Annotated in this window: 13 protein-coding genes and 2 pseudogenes; 7 read left to right on the forward strand and 8 right to left on the reverse strand. The window is 70.4% G+C overall.

The genetic code is table 11. From position 1 onward, the window contains the following. Positions 1–45: 45 nt before the first annotated feature. From ABD978_RS24405 to dxs, 4 genes are all read right to left on the reverse strand, one after another. Complete coding sequence (locus ABD978_RS24405) at positions 46–861, reverse strand: glycoside hydrolase family 16 protein (protein ID WP_345358851.1); 816 nt, start codon at positions 859–861, stop codon at positions 46–48. Between the two features lie 191 nt (positions 862–1,052). Continuing rightward, the gene (locus tag ABD978_RS24410; protein WP_345358854.1) at positions 1,053–2,408 is read right to left on the reverse strand and encodes an FAD-dependent oxidoreductase; all 1,356 of its coding nucleotides are present in this window, start codon (positions 2,406–2,408) and stop codon (positions 1,053–1,055) included. A 53-nt stretch (positions 2,409–2,461) separates the two neighbouring features. Then, the gene (locus ABD978_RS24415; RefSeq protein ID WP_345358857.1) at positions 2,462–3,931 is read right to left on the reverse strand and encodes an amino acid permease; all 1,470 of its coding nucleotides are present in this window, start codon (positions 3,929–3,931) and stop codon (positions 2,462–2,464) included. Positions 3,932–4,000: 69 nt separating this feature from the next. Beyond that, a complete protein-coding gene (gene dxs / locus ABD978_RS24420; protein WP_345358860.1) occupies positions 4,001–5,899 on the reverse strand; it encodes a 1-deoxy-D-xylulose-5-phosphate synthase in 1,899 nt (632 codons plus the stop codon). 120 nt (positions 5,900–6,019) lie between these two features. On the opposite strand from dxs, the gene idi reads away from it, so the two are divergent. Both idi and ABD978_RS24430 read left to right on the forward strand, forming a co-directional pair. Beyond that, complete coding sequence (idi, locus tag ABD978_RS24425; protein ID WP_345358863.1) at positions 6,020–6,592, forward strand: isopentenyl-diphosphate Delta-isomerase; 573 nt, start codon at positions 6,020–6,022, stop codon at positions 6,590–6,592. A 112-nt stretch (positions 6,593–6,704) separates the two neighbouring features. Beyond that, a complete protein-coding gene (locus tag ABD978_RS24430) occupies positions 6,705–7,358 on the forward strand; it encodes an SDR family NAD(P)-dependent oxidoreductase (RefSeq protein ID WP_345358866.1) in 654 nt (217 codons plus the stop codon). Between the two features lie 12 nt (positions 7,359–7,370). Here ABD978_RS24430 and mug read toward each other — a convergent pair whose 3' ends face one another. Both mug and ABD978_RS24440 read right to left on the reverse strand, forming a co-directional pair. Further along, positions 7,371–7,907, reverse strand: a complete 537-nt coding sequence (mug, locus tag ABD978_RS24435; RefSeq protein ID WP_345358869.1) for a G/U mismatch-specific DNA glycosylase — start codon at positions 7,905–7,907, stop codon at positions 7,371–7,373. 29 nt (positions 7,908–7,936) lie between these two features. Next, a complete protein-coding gene (locus ABD978_RS24440) occupies positions 7,937–8,809 on the reverse strand; it encodes an alpha/beta fold hydrolase (protein WP_345358872.1) in 873 nt (290 codons plus the stop codon). A 68-nt stretch (positions 8,810–8,877) separates the two neighbouring features. On the opposite strand from ABD978_RS24440, the pseudogene ABD978_RS24445 reads away from it, so the two are divergent. The 3 genes and pseudogenes from ABD978_RS24445 to ABD978_RS24455 all read left to right on the forward strand — a co-directional run. Beyond that, a pseudogene (locus ABD978_RS24445) lies at positions 8,878–9,123 on the forward strand (transposase); the annotation flags it as partial. A gap of 566 nt (positions 9,124–9,689) precedes the next feature. Continuing rightward, entirely contained in the window at positions 9,690–10,355 is a 666-nt protein-coding gene (locus ABD978_RS24450; protein ID WP_345358875.1) for a nitroreductase, read from the forward strand. A gap of 108 nt (positions 10,356–10,463) precedes the next feature. Then, positions 10,464–10,856, forward strand: a pseudogene (locus tag ABD978_RS24455) (leucine zipper domain-containing protein); the annotation flags it as partial. 164 nt (positions 10,857–11,020) lie between these two features. On the opposite strand, the gene ABD978_RS24460 reads toward ABD978_RS24455, so the two are convergent. Then, on the reverse strand, positions 11,021–13,774 hold the full coding sequence (locus ABD978_RS24460) for an aconitate hydratase (protein ID WP_345358878.1): 2,754 nt from the start codon (positions 13,772–13,774) through the stop codon (positions 11,021–11,023). 276 nt (positions 13,775–14,050) lie between these two features. Here ABD978_RS24460 and ABD978_RS24465 point away from each other — a divergent pair, with 276 nt between their 5' ends. Together ABD978_RS24465 and ABD978_RS24470 are read left to right on the forward strand one after the other, a co-directional pair. Further along, the gene (locus ABD978_RS24465) at positions 14,051–14,641 is read left to right on the forward strand and encodes a PadR family transcriptional regulator (protein ID WP_345358881.1); all 591 of its coding nucleotides are present in this window, start codon (positions 14,051–14,053) and stop codon (positions 14,639–14,641) included. Between the two features lie 36 nt (positions 14,642–14,677). Continuing rightward, positions 14,678–15,220 (forward strand): DUF1707 SHOCT-like domain-containing protein, encoded by a 543-nt coding sequence (locus tag ABD978_RS24470; RefSeq protein ID WP_345358884.1) that lies wholly within the window; start codon positions 14,678–14,680, stop codon positions 15,218–15,220. Between the two features lie 64 nt (positions 15,221–15,284). Here ABD978_RS24470 and ABD978_RS24475 read toward each other — a convergent pair whose 3' ends face one another. Next, the gene (locus ABD978_RS24475) at positions 15,285–17,294 is read right to left on the reverse strand and encodes a hypothetical protein (RefSeq protein ID WP_345358887.1); all 2,010 of its coding nucleotides are present in this window, start codon (positions 17,292–17,294) and stop codon (positions 15,285–15,287) included. Positions 17,295–17,373: the final 79 nt, after the last annotated feature.

Here is a 17,373-nt window from a genome sequence, read left to right on the forward strand (position 1 = left end):
CACCCCGGGCGCCCCGGCACGTCGTGCCGGGGCGCCCGGTCCCGCTCAGGCCTTGTACATCTTGATCCAGTCGACCTGCATGGTGGCGCCGCTGCCGGCGCCGTCACCGGGGAACCAGTCGAGCTGGATCGTCGGCGCCAGCGTCCCACGCGGGACCGCGGCGCTCCTGGTGGTGTGGAACCACCGCTTGCCGTCGAGGTACCCGTTCACCCGCGTGGACGTGACCTCGACCGCGAACGTGTGCCATTTGGTCAGGTCGACCTTGACGTTCGACTGCAGCTGACTGTCGTTCCCGTAGTGCAGGAAGAAGTTGGCGTTGTTCCGCTTCGGACTCTTGATGACCTCCATGTAGTCGACCTCGGCGGGCCGGCTCTCCCCCCACAGCAGCAGCACCGGGTGGTAGCAGCCGCAGCCCCGGGTCGAACGTACGCGGGTCTCCCAGCGGCCGTACTTGCGGATGCCCTTGTGCCAGGCCATGCCCTCGGACCAGCCGTTCGCCAGGCCGGTGATCGTCAGCACGCCGTTCTTCACGGTCGCCTGCTTCGGACGCCGCTTGGTCTTCTCTCCGCCCGGCTTGTTCTTGCCCGGGTCCTCGTAGAGCTCCCAGTCCTTCTTGTTGACGGCCTTGCCGGAGAAGTTCTCGACCCGGAGCGGCTCGCCCCACTTGTACCGGGCGGCGGCGGTGCCGTCGGCCGCCTGCCCGGTGACGGTCGTGGCCGGGCGCGCGGCGGTGTCCGCGTAGCCGACCCGGGACGCCTTCGGCGAGGACGAGCCGTCCGAGGCCACGACGCCGGTGAGGACCGCTCCGACGGCGACGGCGGTCCCGGCCGCGCAGGCCAGGAGACGACGAGACGGGTGCATGGGGGACTCCTTCTAAGGGGTTCAGGACATGGCGAGGGCCGTACGGCCGCCTCCCCCCGGCGCCGTCGAAGATCATATGGACGATCTCCGGCGGGTGGCCGGGCTTTCGGGATGGGTCGAACCCCTGGCGCGCCGGATTGAGCCCCCGGTCCCCATGCGGGGAGGTCCCGGAGTCCCGATGCGCAGTGGAGTCAGGGAGTGTGCGGGCGGCAGGCGCGGCGGAGGGCGTCCCAGCCGACCAGCTTGACCCGTTCGCCGCGGGAGAGGGAGCGGGCGAGCTCGATCTCCTCGGCGTCGATGCCCAGCCAGTCGTCGTAGGTCACCGCGCGGACGTTGCGCGCCTCCAGCAGCCCCTCGATCGACGGACGCTCGCGGGGCCTGCCGTCCAGGTCCGCGAGCAGGGCGCGGACCGTCTCGGCGGCGTCGGCCTTGTTCGTGCCGATCACCCCGGTGGGGCCCCGTTTGAGCCAGCCGGCGACGTACTCCCCCGGAGTCGGCGCGCCGTCCTCGCCGAGCACCCGCCCGGCCTCGTTCGGGACGACGTACGCCCGCGGGTCGAACGGCACGCCGGGCAGCGGAACGCTCTGGTAGCCGACCGAGCGCAGCACCATCCCGACCGGCAGGGTCTCGTACTCGCCGGTGCCGACGACCCGGCCCTCGGCGTTCAGCGCGGTGCGTTCCAGGCGCAGGCCCTCGACCCGATCGGTGCCGAGGATCTCCACGGGCCGCAGCCAGAACCGCAGGTCGAGCCGGCGCGGCCGGCCCTCGACCGGGCGTCCGACCCAGTCGCGCATGACCGCGACATTGCCCCGCACGTGCCGGTCGGACTCGACGAGCGCGGCGCTCGCCGGGTCGAGCTCCAGGTCCGCGGGCCGGATGTGGACCTCGGTGTGCGGCAGCGCGCCCAGCTCACGCAGCTCCTTCGTGGTGAACTTGGCCTGCGCGGGCCCGCGCCTGCCGATCATGTGGATGTGCCGCACGCCGCTGCCGCCCAGCAGGTCGAGCACCGGCTCGGGCACGTCCGTGGCGCGCAGCTCGTCCGCGGTCTTGGCGAGGATCCGCGCGACGTCGACGGCGACGTTGCCGACCCCGATGACCGCCACCTCGTCGGCGGACAGGTCGACGTCGAGTCCGGAGGCGTCGGGGTGGCCGCAGTACCAGTTGACGAAGTCGGTGGCCGCGACGCTGCCCGGCAGGTCCTCCCCCGGCACGCCGAGGTGCCGGTCGACCATGGCGCCGGTCGCGTAGATCACCGCGTCGTAGCAGGCGAGCAGGTCGTCCCGCGTGACGTCCGAGCCGAACTCCACGCCGCCGAGGAAGCGCACCCCGGGGTGCTCCAGCACCCGCTGCAGGTAGCGCGCGATGGATTTGATCGACGTGTGGTCCGGCGCGACGCCGTACCGTACGAGGCCGTACGGCGTCGGAAGCCGGTCGAAGACGTCGACGAGTACGTTGCCGTCCGCCTGCTTCACCAGGGCCTCGGCGGCGTAGATGCCCGCCGGCCCGGACCCGATGACCGCCACGCGGAGCGGATGTGTGTCCGCCACCTCGCCATTGTGCGCACAGACCCCGCGGGAACATCAGGACCGGCGTGGCCACATCACCGGGATTCGACCGACGGTTTACCGGCCCTGCTGTGGGCGTACCCGTACGAGAAGTAGATGACGAAGCCGACGAGCATCCAGACGACGAACCGGATCCACGTCTCGACGGGCAGGTTCAGCATGAGGTAGAAGCAGGCCAGGACGGACAGGATCGGCACCACCGGCGACGCCGGGACGCGGAACGACCGCGGCAGGTCCGGCCGGGTCCGGCGCAGCAGCACCACCCCGATCGAGACGACCACGAACGCGAACAGGGTGCCGATGTTGACCAGGTCCGCCAGGGCCGACAGCGGGACCAGGCCGGCGATGAGCGCGACGATCACCCCGATGATGACGGTCATCCGGGCGGGCGTGCCGTACTTGGGGTGGACCTCGGCCAGCCACGCCGGGAGCAGCCCGTCCCGGCTCATCGCGAAGAACACCCGGCTCTGGCCCAGGATGAGGATCAGCACGACGGTGGTCAGGCCGGCGAGCGCGCCGACGCTGACGATCGTGGCGAACCCGGAATGGCCGATCGCCTTGAACGCGTCGGCCAGGGGCGCGTCGACGCTCAGCTGCCGGTAGTTCTGAATGCCGACGACGACGAGGGAGACGGCGACGTACAACGCGGTGCAGATGGCGAGCGAGGCGATGATGCCGACCGGCATGTCGCGCTGCGGCTTCTTGGTCTCCTCGGCGGCGGTGGCGACGATGTCGAAGCCGATGAAGGCGAAGAAGACGATCGCGGCGCCCGCGAAGACGCCGGCCCAGCCGTACGTGGACGGCACGAAGCCGAAGATGACCTGGATCAGCGGCGTCTTCCCGCCGTGCGCCTCCGGCGTGGGAACGGCCTTCGGGACGAAGGGGTGGTAGTTGGCGCCCTTGAGGAAGAACAGGCCCGCGACGATCACGAAGAGGACGATCGCGATCTTGATCGCCACGATGACGGCGTTCACCCGTGAGGAGATCTTCACGCCGAAGACCAGGACGGCCGTCACGACCAGCACGATGAGGGCCGCGGGGATGTTGAAGGTCGCGTGCTCGCCGGCGACGGACGTGGGCAGGTCCCAGCCGAGGTCGCTGAGCAGTGTTCTGGCGTAGCCGGACCAGCCCACCGCCACGGTCGCCGCCGCGAGCGCCAGCTCCAGGACAAGGTCCCAGCCGATGATCCAGGCCGGCAGCTCGCCGAGCGTCGCGAACGAGAACGTGTACGCGGAGCCCGCCACCGGAACGGTCGAGGCGAACTCCGCGTAGCACAGCGCGGCGAGGGCGCAGGCGATGCCCGCGGCGACGAAGGACAGCGCCACCGCGGGCCCGGACTTCTCCTTGGCGACCTCTCCGGTGAGCACGAAGATGCCGGTGCCGATGATGACGCCGACGCCGAAGACGGTCAGATCGAGTGCGCTGAGATCCCGACGTAGTCGGTGACCGGGTTCGTCCGTGTCTTGAATGGACCGCTCAACCGATTTGGTTCGGAATACACGCACCGTCACTCCTTTGTGGCCTTTTGGGCCCTCCTTACCCAGCCTTGGGAAAAGTAACGAACGGAGTAGTGATCAGGACTCGGTCGGTGCGAGCACTTCGTCCCTGGCGGTGGCCGCCGTGATCTCCCGGGCGAGCCCCTGCGGGGTCAGTCCCATGTCGGTGAGGAGCTGCGCGCGCTTCGCGTGGTCGAGGAAGCGATCGGGGATGCCGAACGTGCGGACCGGCACGTCGACGTCGGCGTCGCGCAGCGCCCGCGCCACCGCGTCGCCCACCCCGCCGACCCGGCAGTTGTCCTCGACGACCGCGACGACCCGGTGCTCGGCCGCCAGGCCGGGCAGCGCCGCGTCCAGCGGCTTGACCCAGCGCGGGTCCACGACCGTGACGCCGATGCCGTGCGCGTCGATGGTCCGGGCGGCCTCGACCGCCACGCCCGCCATCGGGCCCGCCGCGACGATCAGCACGTCGCGCTCGCCCGACCGGACGAGGACGTCCATCCCCCCGACCCGGTCGATGGCCGGGACCTCCTCGGCGACCGGTCCCTTCGGGAACCGGAGGGCCGTCGGCCCGTCGGCGACGCCCACCGCCTCGCGCAGCAGCTCCGTCAGCCGCACTCCGTCCCGTGGCGCGGCGACGCGCAGGCCCGGCACGACCTGCAGGATCGACATGTCCCACATGCCATTGTGGCTCGGCCCGTCGTCGCCGGTCACCCCGGCCCGGTCGAGGACGACCGTGACCGGCAGCCGGTGCAGCGCGACGTCCATGAGCAACTGGTCGAACGCGCGGTTGAGGAACGTGGCGTACACCGCGACCACCGGGTGCATGCCGCCGAATGCCAGGCCCGCCGCGGACGTCACCGCGTGCTGCTCGGCGATCCCCACGTCGAACGTGCGCTCGGGGTAGGCCTCGGCGAACGCGGCGAGGCCGGTCGGGTGCAGCATCGCCGCGGTGATGGCCACCACGTCCGGGCGCTCGGCGCCCAGCGCCACGAGCTCCTCGCTGAACGCGTTGGTCCAGGTACGCGAGCTCTTGGCGAGCTTACGCCCGGTGGCCGCGTCGAACAGGCCGGGGGCGTGGAACGCCTCCTCCTCGTCGTTCTCCGCGGGCGCGTAGCCGAAGCCCTTGCGGGTGATGCAGTGCACGATCACCGGCTCGCCGAAGTCCTTGGCCTTGCGCAGCGCGTGCTCGACGGCCTCCTCGTCGTGCCCGTCGATCGGTCCGAGGTACTTCAGGCCGAGGTCCTCGAACATCGCCTGCGGCTGCAGGATGTCCTTGATCCCCTTCTTGATGCCGTGCAGCGCCTCGTACGCCATCGGCCCCACGACCGGGGTGCGCGGCACGGTGCGCTTGATGAGGTCCAGCGCGTGCTCGTACCCCCGCGTCATCCGCAGGTCCGCGAGATGGCTGGCCAGCCCGCCGATCGTCGGGGAGTACGACCGGCCGTTGTCGTTGACGACGATGACGACCTTGCGGTCCTTGCCCGCCGCGATGTTGTTCAGCGCCTCCCAGGCCATGCCGCCGGTCAGCGCGCCGTCGCCGATGAACGGCACGACGAACCGGTCGCCCTCGCCGCGCAGCTGGTAGGCCTTGGCCAGCCCGTCGGCGTACGACAGGGCCGTGGAGGCGTGGGAGTTCTCGATCACGTCGTGCTCGGACTCGGCCTGGCTCGGGTAGCCGGACAGGCCGCCGGCCTGCCGCAGCGTGCCGAAGTCCTGCCGCCCGGTGAGCAGCTTGTGGACGTACGCCTGGTGGCCCGTGTCGAAGAGGATGCGGTCGCGCGGCGAGTCGAAGACGCGGTGCAGGGCGATGGTGAGCTCGACCACTCCGAGGTTGGGGCCGAGGTGACCGCCGTTCTTCGACGTCGACACCGCGGTGACGAGGAGGTCTCGTATCTCGCCGGCGAGCTGCGGAAGCTGCTCCGGAGCCAGGCGCTTGAGGTCCTCGGGCCCTCGGATCGACTCAAGAAGGGTCACGCGGGTCATCTCCTCGTTTTCTCTGCGGATGCTGATTTTAGTGGCCGCTCGACTATGAGACGCGAAGCCCCTGAGCCGAGTTCACGTGGCGCAGCGTAGCGATCGGATATAAAGAGAGTGATGGATGACGAACGAATCGTGCTGCTGGGCGCCGATGGCCATGCCATCGGCACGGCCCCGAAGGCGTCGAGTCACCACGGCGCCACGCCCCTGCATCTGGCGTTCTCGTGCTATCTCGTGGACCCGGCCGGGCGCATCCTGATCACTCAACGAGCGCACGGGAAGCGAACGTTCCCATCGGTGTGGACCAACAGCTGCTGCGGTCATCCCGCGCCCGGCGAGGGCCTGCGCGACGCCGTGCGCCGCCGCGTCCGCCTGGAACTGGGGCTGGAGATCGAGAGCATGACGCTCATTCTCCCCGAGTTCCGGTACCGCGCGACCGCCGCGGACGGCGTCGTGGAGTACGAGCTGTGCCCCGTGGTCCGCGCCGTCGCCGACGGCGACCTTCGTCTCCACTCGGAGGAGACCGCCGCGGCCGACTGGCGCGACTGGGAGTCCTGCGTGGCGCTGGTCGACGACCCTTCGGCGTCCCCGTGGTACCGCGAGCAGATGGCCCAGCTGATCCCGCTGGGCAAGCCGGCCGACTGGCCGGCCGCGCCCACCTCCCTGCTGCCGCCCGCCATCGCCTGGTAGCGGCACACGTTCCAGCACCTTCTTCTCATACGGCCTCGCCCGCTCCTTGACCTTCACATCAATGTGAAGGCCTACCCTCCCGTCATCCAGTGATCCCGAAAAGGAGCCAGTGATGCCGGGTGCAGTGATCATCGGAGCGGGTCCGGGCATCGGGCGCGCCGTGGCCCGCCGGTTCGGCCGCGAAGGCCTGCCGGTCGCCCTGGTGGCCAGGACGGACTCGACGCTGAAGGCGTCGGCCGCCACGGTCGCCGCCACCGGGGTACGAGCCCTTCCCCTCACCGCCGACGCGACCGACGAGAGGTCGCTGCATGCGGCCCTCGAGGAGGCCGCCGCCGAGCTCGGCCCGCCGGACGTCGTCGTGTACAACGCCGCGATCATCCGGCCCGACGGTCCGGGCGACCTGACCGTACGCGAGCACCTGGACGCCTGGGCGGTCAACGTGGTCGGCGCGCTCGTCGCCGCCGCCCACGTCGCCCCCGGGATGGCGGCGCGCGGCGGCGGCTCGTTCCTCATCACCGGCGGGATGCCGGAGCCGAAGCGCGAGTACGTCAGCCTCTCCCTCGGCAAGGCGGGAGTACGCACCCTCGTGGAGTTGCTCGACCAGGAGTACGGCCCCTCGGGCGTCCACGTGGCGAGCGTGACCGTGGCCGGCCCGGTCGCCCCGGGCACCGCCTTCGACCCCGACGACATCGCCGAGCACTACTGGCGGCTGCACACCCAGCCCCGCGACGGATGGGACCGGGAGGTTCTGCACGACGGCTCGTGAAAGGGGCCGCCGTCAGTCCCGCAACCGGCGGAACTCCTCGGCCAGCGCCGCCGGCGTGTAGTGGGCGTTGAGGCCGGAGGGGTTCGGCAGGATCCACAGGACCGCCCCGGCCAGCCGCTCCTCCTGCGGGCCGATCTTGGCCTTCGGCCGCCCGAACGCCGTACGGAACGCGGTCACGCCGAGCACCGCGACGATCCGCGGCCGGTGCCGCTCCACGAACTTCTCCAGGATCGCACCGCCCTCCCGCAGCTCGTCGGCGGTCAACTCGGCCGCCTGGGCGGTGGCGCGGGCGGCCAGGTTGGTGATGCCCGCCCCGTACGACGGCAGCAGGTGCTGTTCGCTCGGGTGCAGCAGCCGGTCGGTGAAGCCGGACCGGTGCAGGGCGGGCCAGAACCGGTTGCCCGGCCGCGCGAAGTGCCACCCGGTCGCGGCGGAGTAGAGGCCGGGATTGATCCCGCAGAACAGCACGCCACCCTCGGGCGGCACGACATCCGGGATCGTCCGCTCCCGCGCGGCCTCCAGGTCCGCGGCGGTCGGTCGGATCGTCACCCTCGGACCATACCGGCCGGTCGGCCCGGTCAGGGCAGGACCTCGGCGAGGAACGACCCGATCCGCCCGGCCAGGTCCTCCGGTGCCTCCTCCGCCATGTGGTGGCCGCAGTCAAGGCCGCGACCGCGCAGGTCGGTCGTCCAGGGGCGCCAGACGGCGAGCGGGTCGCCGTACAGCTCCTCCATGTCGTCCTTGACCCCCCACAGCACCAGCGCCGGGCAGGAGACCCGGCGACCGGCGGCCCGGTCGGCGTCGTCGTGCGCGCGGTCCACGCCGAGCCCGGCGCGGTAGTCCTCCATCATCGCGTGCACGGTCGCCGGATCGTGGATGGCGTTCTGGTAGTCCGCCCACGCCTCGGGCTCCATGTACTCGTCCGTCGCGGTGTACCAGGCGTCCGGGTCGGCGTTGATGACCCGCTCCGCCGGCTTCCCGGTCTGCGCGAAGAAGAACCAGTGCCACCAGCTCGCCGCGAACCGCGCGTCACAGCGCGCCAGCGCCTCCCCGATCGGCACCACGTCCATGGCGATCAGCGCCGTGACCGTGTCGGCGTGGTCGAGGGCCGTGCGCAGGGCGACGTAACCGCCCCGATCGTGGCCCGCGACGGCGAATTCCTCATGCCCGAGCGCCCGCATCAGCGCGACGCAGTCACGCGCCATCACCCGCTTGGAATACGGCGTGTGGTCCGGCGTCGTGGGCGGCTTGGAAGACTGCCCGTACCCCCGCAGGTCGGGGCAGACGACGGTGAACCGGTCGGCGAGCAGGGGCGCGACCTTGTGCCAGGTCGCGTGCGTCCGCGGATGCCCGTGCAGCAGCAGAAGCGCCGGCCCGGACCCGCCGTACCGCACCCGCAGCTCGGCCTCCCCGACGTCCACCCGTTCAAGGGCGAATTCCTCGAAGAACATGCCGGCCGATCTGCCCTATCGGGCACGTCGCAAACTGGCCAACATTGATCACTGGCCGTTACTGTCTTTTGTGCGGGATCTTGTTCGTGCTACATACCGGGATCCGGTGGGAGTTCCTGCCCCAGAAGCTAGGGTTCGGGTCTGGCATGACGTGCTGGCGCCGGCTGCGGGACTGGCACGAGGCGGGCGTATGGGACCGGCTGCACCAGGAACTGCTGGCCGAACTGCACGCGGCCGGCCATCTGGACTGGTCGCGGGCGGTGATCGACGGCTCGCACGTGCGGGCGCTCAAGGGCGGCCCCGGCAGCGGCCCGATGAGCTGCTGGCCGACCGGGGCTATGACCATGACAAGTAGGCCTTCGGGGAGGCTGAGTGCAGCGCTTAGCGGTAGGTCGTAGCGCTGTCAGGTTCGTGATCTTGTCCCTTGCCGCGGCGGGGCGCGCGTCTCGCCACCGCGACGGCGTCGGCGCGGGTTCGAATCGACGCGATCTGGTTCTGCGATCAACACCGCCGACGAGGGCATGGGCCGCATCGCCTTTCTCCTGCTGGCGCTTGCGCTGTTCGCCGAGATGAAAATGCACCTCACGGCCGGACGTGCCGCCCCACGCCCGCGCCGCCGAGGCCAAGGGCCGGCAGATCGGCCGCCCCCTCGCGCACCCGGAAGGCAAGATCAAATACGCTCGGCTGCTCAGAGCGCAGGGCGACTCCCTCGGCGTCATCGTCGCCAAGACCGGCATACCGAAGACTTCGCTGCATCGGCACGCTGGCTGTCGTCGGGGCGGCGAGATGAGCCCGGGCCTGTAGTCCAGCCGTTGGAAGCGGGAGAGGCCGCTCCACCGTGGTGCGCGGTGGCTGTCGTCAGGTGAGAGGTCGAGAAAACGTGGACGTGTATGAGGCCGTGGACACTCGCCGGGCGGTGCGGGCGTTCAGCGATAAGCCGGTCCCCACGGAGGTACTCGAACGAGTGCTGGCCGCAGCGATGCGGGCTCCGTCGAGTGGGAACCTCCAGCCCTGGCATGTGTACGTCGTGACCGGCGAGCCTTTGGCCGAACTGAAAAGGCGAGCGACGGCCAGGGCGCTGGCGGGAGACCCGGGTGATGAGCGGGAGTATCCGATGTACCCGGCCGAACTGACCCCGCCGTATCTGGACCGTTTCTCCGCCGCGGCCGCCCAGCGGTACAAGGCGCTGGGGATCGAGCGCGACGACCCGGACAGGCCTAAGAAGATCGCCGCCTTGAACTCGGAGGGGTTCGGGGCGCCTGTCGTGCTGTTCTGCTACCTCGACCAGATGATGGGCCCCGGGCAGTGGGGCGACGCGGGGATGTACCTGCAGACGGTCATGCTGCTGCTGAGGGCGGAAGGGTTGCATAGCTGCCCCCAGGTGATGTGGACGATGTATCGCAAGACTGTCAGCCAGATAGTGGGGGCCGATGACGGGCTCGTGCTGTTCTGCGGTGTATCGGTGGGATTCGAGAAGGAAGGCGTGCCACCGCTGCGCACCGGGCGGGCGGACATGGCAGAAACAGTGAGCTTCATCGGAGTGTGACCGCTAGGTGTATTGATCACGAGCGTTGTTGACGGTCGTAGGGGTTGATCATGGCGAAGACCTCCGGTGTGGTGGAGCTGTCTAGGACTGCACCAACCGGAGGTCTTCGTGTCCCACCGTAATGCCCGGCTGACCGTTCACGGCAGGCGGTTGCTGGTCGAACGTGTCAGCTCTGGCCGCCCTGTCGCGCACGTCGCGGCCGAGATGGGCATCTCGCGTGCCACGGCCCACAAGTGGTTGCGCCGCTGGCGGACAGAAGGCCAGGCCGGGCTCCACGACCGCTCCAGCCGGCCGTTGAGGACGCCGCACCGCACCCCGGCAGCGGTGGAGGAACGGGTCTGCCGTCTGCGACAAGGCCGCAAGCTGGGCCCCGCCCGCATCGGGCCGATCCTGGGCCTGCCCGCCTCGACGGTGCACCGCATCCTGACCCGTCACGGCCTCAACCGCCTGTCCTTCCTGGACCGGCCCACCGGTCAGGTGATCCGCCGCTACACCCACAGCAGCGTTGCCACGGCCAGGCCGAGGCCGGTCGCGCCGGTGAGCAGCCTGCCGGTGTTGTCGACGCCGGCGCCCGCGCGTGCGGTCCTCGGCCGAAAAGGGTCCTCGGAATGGGAAAGGGCCGCCCCGCCTCCGGGTGGAGGCGGGACGGCCCGTTTCGTTCGGGGTTACTTCTTCAGGAGGGAGCGGAGGACGTACTGCATGATGCCGCCGTGGCGGTAGTAGTCCGCCTCGCCCGGCGTGTCGATGCGGACGATCGCCTGGAACTCCTTGTCGCCGGCCTTGACCGTGACCTCGCGCGGGGTCTCGCCGCCGTTCAGCGCCTCGACACCCACGATGTCGTAGGTCTCCTGGCCGGTCAGGCCGAGCGACTCGGCCGACTCGCCGTCCTTGAACTGCAGCGGCAGGACGCCCATGCCGATGAGGTTCGAGCGGTGGATGCGCTCGAACGACTCGGCGAGCACGGCGCGGACGCCGAGCAGCGCGGTGCCCTTGGCCGCCCAGTCGCGCGAGGAGCCGGAGCCGTACTCCTTGCCGCCCAGCACGATCAGCGGCGTGCTCTCGGCGGCGTACGCCTGCGCGGCGTCGTAGATGGACATCTGCTCGCCGTCCTTGACGGTGACGCCGCCCTCGGTGCCGGGCGCGAGCAGGTTGCGCAGCCGGATGTTGGCGAAGGTGCCGCGGATCATCACCTCGTGGTTGCCACGGCGGGAACCGTACGAGTTGAAGTCACGCCGCTCGACGCCGTGCTCGGTCAGGTACCTCCCGGCCGGGCTGTCGGCCTTGATCGCACCGGCCGGCGAGATGTGGTCGGTGGTGACCGAGTCGCCGAGCAGCGCGAGGACCTTGGCGCCGCGGATGTCCTCCACCGGCTCCGGCTTGTCCGTCATGCCGTCGAAGTACGGGGCCTTGCGGACGTAGGTGGAGTCGGCGGCCCACTCGAAGGTGTTGCCGGTCGGCACCGGCAGGGCCTGCCAGCGCTGCTCGCCGGCGAACACGTCGGCGTAGTCGCGGCTGAACATCTCCTGCGCGATCGCCGAGTCGACGACCTCCTGGACCTCCTGGGGCGACGGCCAGATGTCCTTCAGGTACACCGGCTGCCCGTCGGAGCCCGCGCCGATCGGGTCCTTGGCGATGTCCACGTCCATGGAGCCGGCCAGGGCGTACGCGACGACGAGCGGCGGTGAGGCCAGGTAGTTCATCTTGACGTCGGGGTTGATCCGGCCCTCGAAGTTACGGTTGCCGGACAGCACCGAGGTGACGGCCAGGTCGTTCTCGTTGACGGCCGCGCTGATCTCCTCCGGCAGCGGGCCGGAGTTGCCGATGCAGGTCGTGCAGCCGTAGCCGACCAGGTTGAAGCCGAGCTTCTCGAGGTACGGGGTGAGGCCCGCGCGGTCGTAGTAGTCCATGACGACCTTGGAACCCGGGGCGAGGGAGGTCTTCACCCACGGCTTGCGGGACAGGCCCTTCTCGACGGCCTTCTTGGCGAGCAGCGCCGCGCCGATCATGACCGACGGGTTCGAGGTGTTGGTGCAGGAGGTGATCGCGGCGATCACCACCGCGCCGTGGTCGAGCTCGAACTCGGCGCCGTCCAGGCTGACGGTGATCGGGTTGCTCGGCCGGCCGGCCTTCGGGTCGGCGGCGCCGTCGTGGGGCCGGTCGCCGTTGGAGCCGTGGGAGATCGCCGGGGAGTCCGAGGCCGGGAAGGACTCGGCGGAGGCCTCGTCCGTGGGACCCTCGATGCCGTCCGGGACGTAGTCGCGGACGGCGGTGCGCCACGCGGACTTGGCGTCCGACAGCGCGATGCGGTCCTGCGGGCGCTTCGGGCCGGCGATCGAGGGGACGACGGTGGACAGGTCCAGCTCGAGGTACTCGGAGTACTCGGCCTCGCGGGACGGGTCGTGCCAGAGGCCCTGCTCCTTGGCGTACGCCTCGACGAGGTCGACCTGCTCGGCCGGGCGGCCGGTCAGCCGCATGTAGCCCACGGTCTCCTCGTCGATCGGGAAGATCGCGCAGGTGGAGCCGAACTCCGGGCTCATGTTGCCGATGGTGGCGCGGTTGGCCAGCGGCACCGCCGCGACGCCCTCGCCGTAGAACTCGACGAACTTGCCGACCACGCCGTGCTTGCGCAGCATCTCGGTGATCGTGAGCACGAGGTCGGTGGCGGTGGTGCCGGCCGGCAGCTCGCCGGTCAGCTTGAACCCGACGACGCGCGGGATGAGCATCGAGATCGGCTGGCCCAGCATGGCCGCCTCGGCCTCGATGCCGCCGACGCCCCAGCCGAGGACGCCCAGACCGTTCTGCATGGTGGTGTGGGAGTCGGTGCCGACGCAGGTGTCGGGGTACGCCACGCCCTCATTGTCGAAGACCACGCGGGCCAGGTGCTCGATGTTCACCTGGTGCACGATGCCGGTGCCCGGGGGGACGACCTTGAAGTTGTCGAAGGCCTTCTGGCCCCACTTGAGGAACTGGTAGCGCTCCTTGTTGCGGCCGTACTCGAACTCGACGTTCCGCTCGAAGGCGTCCTCCCGGCCGAAGACGTCGACCTGCACGGAGTGGTCGATGACCATCTCGGCGGGGTTCAACGGGTTGATCTTCGCCGGGTCGCCGCCGAGGTCGCGGACGGCCTCCCGCATCGTCGCCAGGTCCACGACGCACGGAACGCCGGTGAAGTCCTGCATGATGACCCGGGCCGGCGTGAACTGGATCTCCTGGTTCGGCTGGGCGTTCGGGTCCCAGGACGCCAGCGCGCGGATGTGCTCGCCGGTGACGTTGGCGCCGTCCTCGGTGCGCAGCAGGTTCTCCAGCAGGACCTTCAGGCTGTACGGGAGGCGCGCCGAACCCTCGACGGCATCCAGCCGGAAGATCTCATAGGACGCCTCGCCGACGCGCAGCGTCTGGCGGCTGCCGAAGCTGTTCAAGTCTTTTCCTCCTCTACGCGCTCCCCGAGCGCGGCTACCGCTCGTTCAGCGTACGCGGGGATTCATGGGTGGATACGTCAGCGATCCTGCCCCAGTAGCCCGCCGGCGCGCGCACCGGGGCTGGCCTAACTTCGCCGCAATTTCTCTCGACATCAAGGTATCACGAATATCTCGACATCAAGGTATCGACCCCTCCCCCTTGACAGCGAGCGGTTCCGATATATCGTTCGAGTATCGCGAACGCTCTCAGATGCTTCTCGGAAGGAAGTACCGAACATGCACAACGCGACATTCGACGCCCCATGGCAGGCGTGGGCCGGCGGTCGCCGTGGCGGCCGGGGTCGAGGCAGGCGTGGCGGACCGTGGGGTCCGCCGTTCGGCCCGTGGGGCGGCCCTCCGCCCTGGGCCGAGGGCCGGGCGAAGGCCCGGCGCGGCGACGTCCGCGCGGCGATCCTGGCGCTGCTCGCCGAGGAGCCGCGCAACGGCTACCAGCTCATCCAGGCGATCGAGGAGCGCAGCAACGGCGAGTGGCGGCCGAGCCCCGGCGCGGTCTACCCGGCGCTGCAGCAGCTCACCGACGAGGGGCTCATCGAGGGCACCGAGGGTGACGGCCGGAAGACCTTCCGGCTCACCGAGGCCGGCCGCGCGTACGTCGAGGAGCACGCCGACGAGGTCGGCGCGCCGTGGGAGGCGATGACCTCCGACGTCCGCGACGACGTGCGGGACCTGTTCAAGACCGCGGCCGGTGCCGGCGGGGCGGTGATGCAGATCGTCCGGACGGGCTCGGAGAGTCAGGTCGCCCAGGCCAAGGAGATCCTGGCCGAGACCCGCCGCCGCCTCTACCACCTCCTCGCCGAAGACGAGTGACCCGGCGCCGGAGCGACTACGGAAGTGGGTGAGGCGATGAACAGCGAGCTGCGGATCGGGGACGCGGAGCGGGACGCGGTCGCGTCGGCCCTGCACGAGCACTTCGCACAGGGGCGGCTGGACCGGGAGGAGCTCGACGAGCGGCTCTCGGCGACGCTGGCCGCCAAGACCGTCGGCGACCTGCGGCAGGTCACCCGCGACCTGCCCGCGAGCCCGGACACGGTCGCACCGCCGTTCGGCGCCGCGGACGAGGCGGACCGGTTCGGGTGGCCGCGTCCGCAGTGGGGCGGCCCGTACCGGGATGGTCCGTACTGGGGCGGGCCCCGGTGGCATGGGCGGTCCTGGGCCGAGCCGCACCTGGGCGGTCCGCCGTGGGCCCGGCACGCGGCGGCGAGGCGAATGGCGTACGGGGGCCGGCATCCGCGGTTCGCGCCGCGCGCCGGCGTGTTCCTCATCGCGCTCATCGCCATCGCGGCCCTGACCCGCGGGTGGTTCCTCTTCCCGCTGTTCGCCGTCGTCTGGTGCGCGATGGCCTTCGCCGGGATCCGGCACGCGCGCCGGCATCGCCTCAGCAGGTGACCGCGCCGCGAGCGGTAAGACGGGTGGCAGGGCCCTCGGTGAAGGGGCCCTGCCACCCGCGCCGTCAGTGGGCCGTGACGGCGAACCGGTCGAACTGCGCGTTGATGTACGAATCCAGCGCCAGACCCGACTGGCCGTGGTCGAAGGTCGCGTCGGTCACGGCGGCGACCTCCTTCCCGTCGATCAGCGCGCTGACGGCCGCGCCCTGGAAGCGCAGCGCCAGGCGGTGCCAGGTGCCGGTGCCGAGGGCATCGACGGTTCCGGACGCGAGGGTCCGGGTCGTGCCGTCGGCCTGGATGACGTACAGGGACCACTCGCCGGTGTCGGACACCTTGAAGTGGTAGCCCTGCCAGAGGACCAGGTTGGGCTTCTTGCGCGGGTCGTGCTGACCGTTGATCCGGCCGAGCAGCTCGGCGGAGCCGGACTGCTCCAGCAGGACGTCCGTGCTCGCCTCGTAGTCGGTCCAGGAGGCGTCACCGACCAGGGTGAGCGGCGCCGGCACCTTCGTCCACTTGTTGGGCTGCTTGGTGATGACCTGGCGCAGGCACTTGCCGCGGTCGGTCCGGCCGGCGCACTTCGCCACCTCGAACGCGCCCTCCATGTCGGAGAAGTAGCGCGGGGTGGCGGCGTACGGGTAGCTCTGGAAGGACTCCTCGAAGGGCAGCGACAGAGGCCGCGACACCGGTGTCGCCGGTGAGGTCGCCGCTCCCTTACGGTCGACGGCGAGGGACGTCAGCGTGTAGACGCGGCCGGGCTGCACGGTGATCTGGTACGAGCCGTCGGCGGCGGGCCGCAGGTCGTCGCCGCGGGCGAACCAGGTCGCCGGGTCGGTCGACGAGACCTCGGTGGACACCACGCGCAGCGGCCCGCCGGGCAGTCCCGCGCCGGGACGCAGGCTGATCGTCTGCGGTCCCGTGGCCTCCGTCGTCTCGATGACCGTGCTGTAGTCGGGACGGCCGCCCGGCGACCGCAGGCTCACGTACGTGCCGCCGCCGTTCAGGTAGCCGCTCGCCGAGTCGATGTACTGCCAGCCGGGACGGGCGAACTGCCCGGTCTGGGCGACGGTCCACAGCGTCGGGCCGAGCTCGTAGTGGCCCGTCCACGGCTCATTGGCCTTCAGGAACCCGCTGCCCGCGTACTGGATGGTCGGGTACCAGCCGTACGCCGCCGGCCAGTCGATGAACGCCGTCATGCGCCCGTCGACGTACTCGTGGTTGATCTCGGCCGCGAGGCGCGTGCCGCCGGTCATGTAGTCGTTCCAGCCGGACTCGCTGGCGAAGATCGGCTTGCCGAGGCTCAGGGCGTCGGCGGAGCTCGAGCAATGAATCGCGGTGCACGGGTAGTGGATGCCGACGACGTCGACGGCCGCGTTGAAGGCCGGGTCGTTCTTCAGGTCGGTGGCGACCTGCCAGCCCGCGTTATCGGCCGCGATGAGCTTGACCTTGTCGTACCCCTCCCGCCGCAGCGCGGCCTTCAGGTCGACGTACCACTGGGCGTCCCAGCCCTTCTCGTTCCAGCCGCCGAGGTAGTCGATGTCCAGGTGGTGCTTGCGGGCGCAGCCGAGCCAGTCGGTCAGGTAGCCGATGTTGTCCTGGGACCAGAAGCCGCCCTGGAACCAGCCGGGCACACCCCACTCGAGGCCGTACAGCTTGATGGCGGGGTTGCGCTTCTTCGCCTCCTCCATCAGCCACCACTCGTACCCACGGTCGCAGTTCACCTCCCCGCGGGCGCGTTCGTGGCTGGGCTCGGCCCCGTTGCTGGAGTCGGTGTCGCTACCGATCTCGACCTTGAGGATGTTCAGCGAGGCGCCGTAGCCGGGCTTGAACAGGTAGTCGAGGATCTGGCTGCGTTCCGGCTCGGGATAGTCGACGATCAGGCGGGACGTCCCTCCACCGCCGCTGATCGCGCCGACTCCCTCGTACACGCGGCCGGTGCCGTTGGGGTCGACGGTGATCGTCTGCGGCTGGGCCTGTGTGTCGTCCGCGGTCGCGGGCACGGCCAGGCCGGTCAGCAGTGCCGCCGATAGGGCGAACGCCGCCAGCGGCCCTCGCCATATCGATCTCCAGAGTCTCATCGGACTCCTTCCTCATCGTCCCCCGAGCATGGGTTTGGAACGACACGGACGCACCGGCCAAGGTGTTCGATATTTCGAA

Origin of the sequence: Actinoallomurus liliacearum, assembly GCF_039542035.1 — a bacterium.
In the GTDB taxonomy this organism is placed as follows: Bacteria; Actinomycetota; Actinomycetes; order Streptosporangiales; family Streptosporangiaceae; genus Actinoallomurus; species Actinoallomurus liliacearum.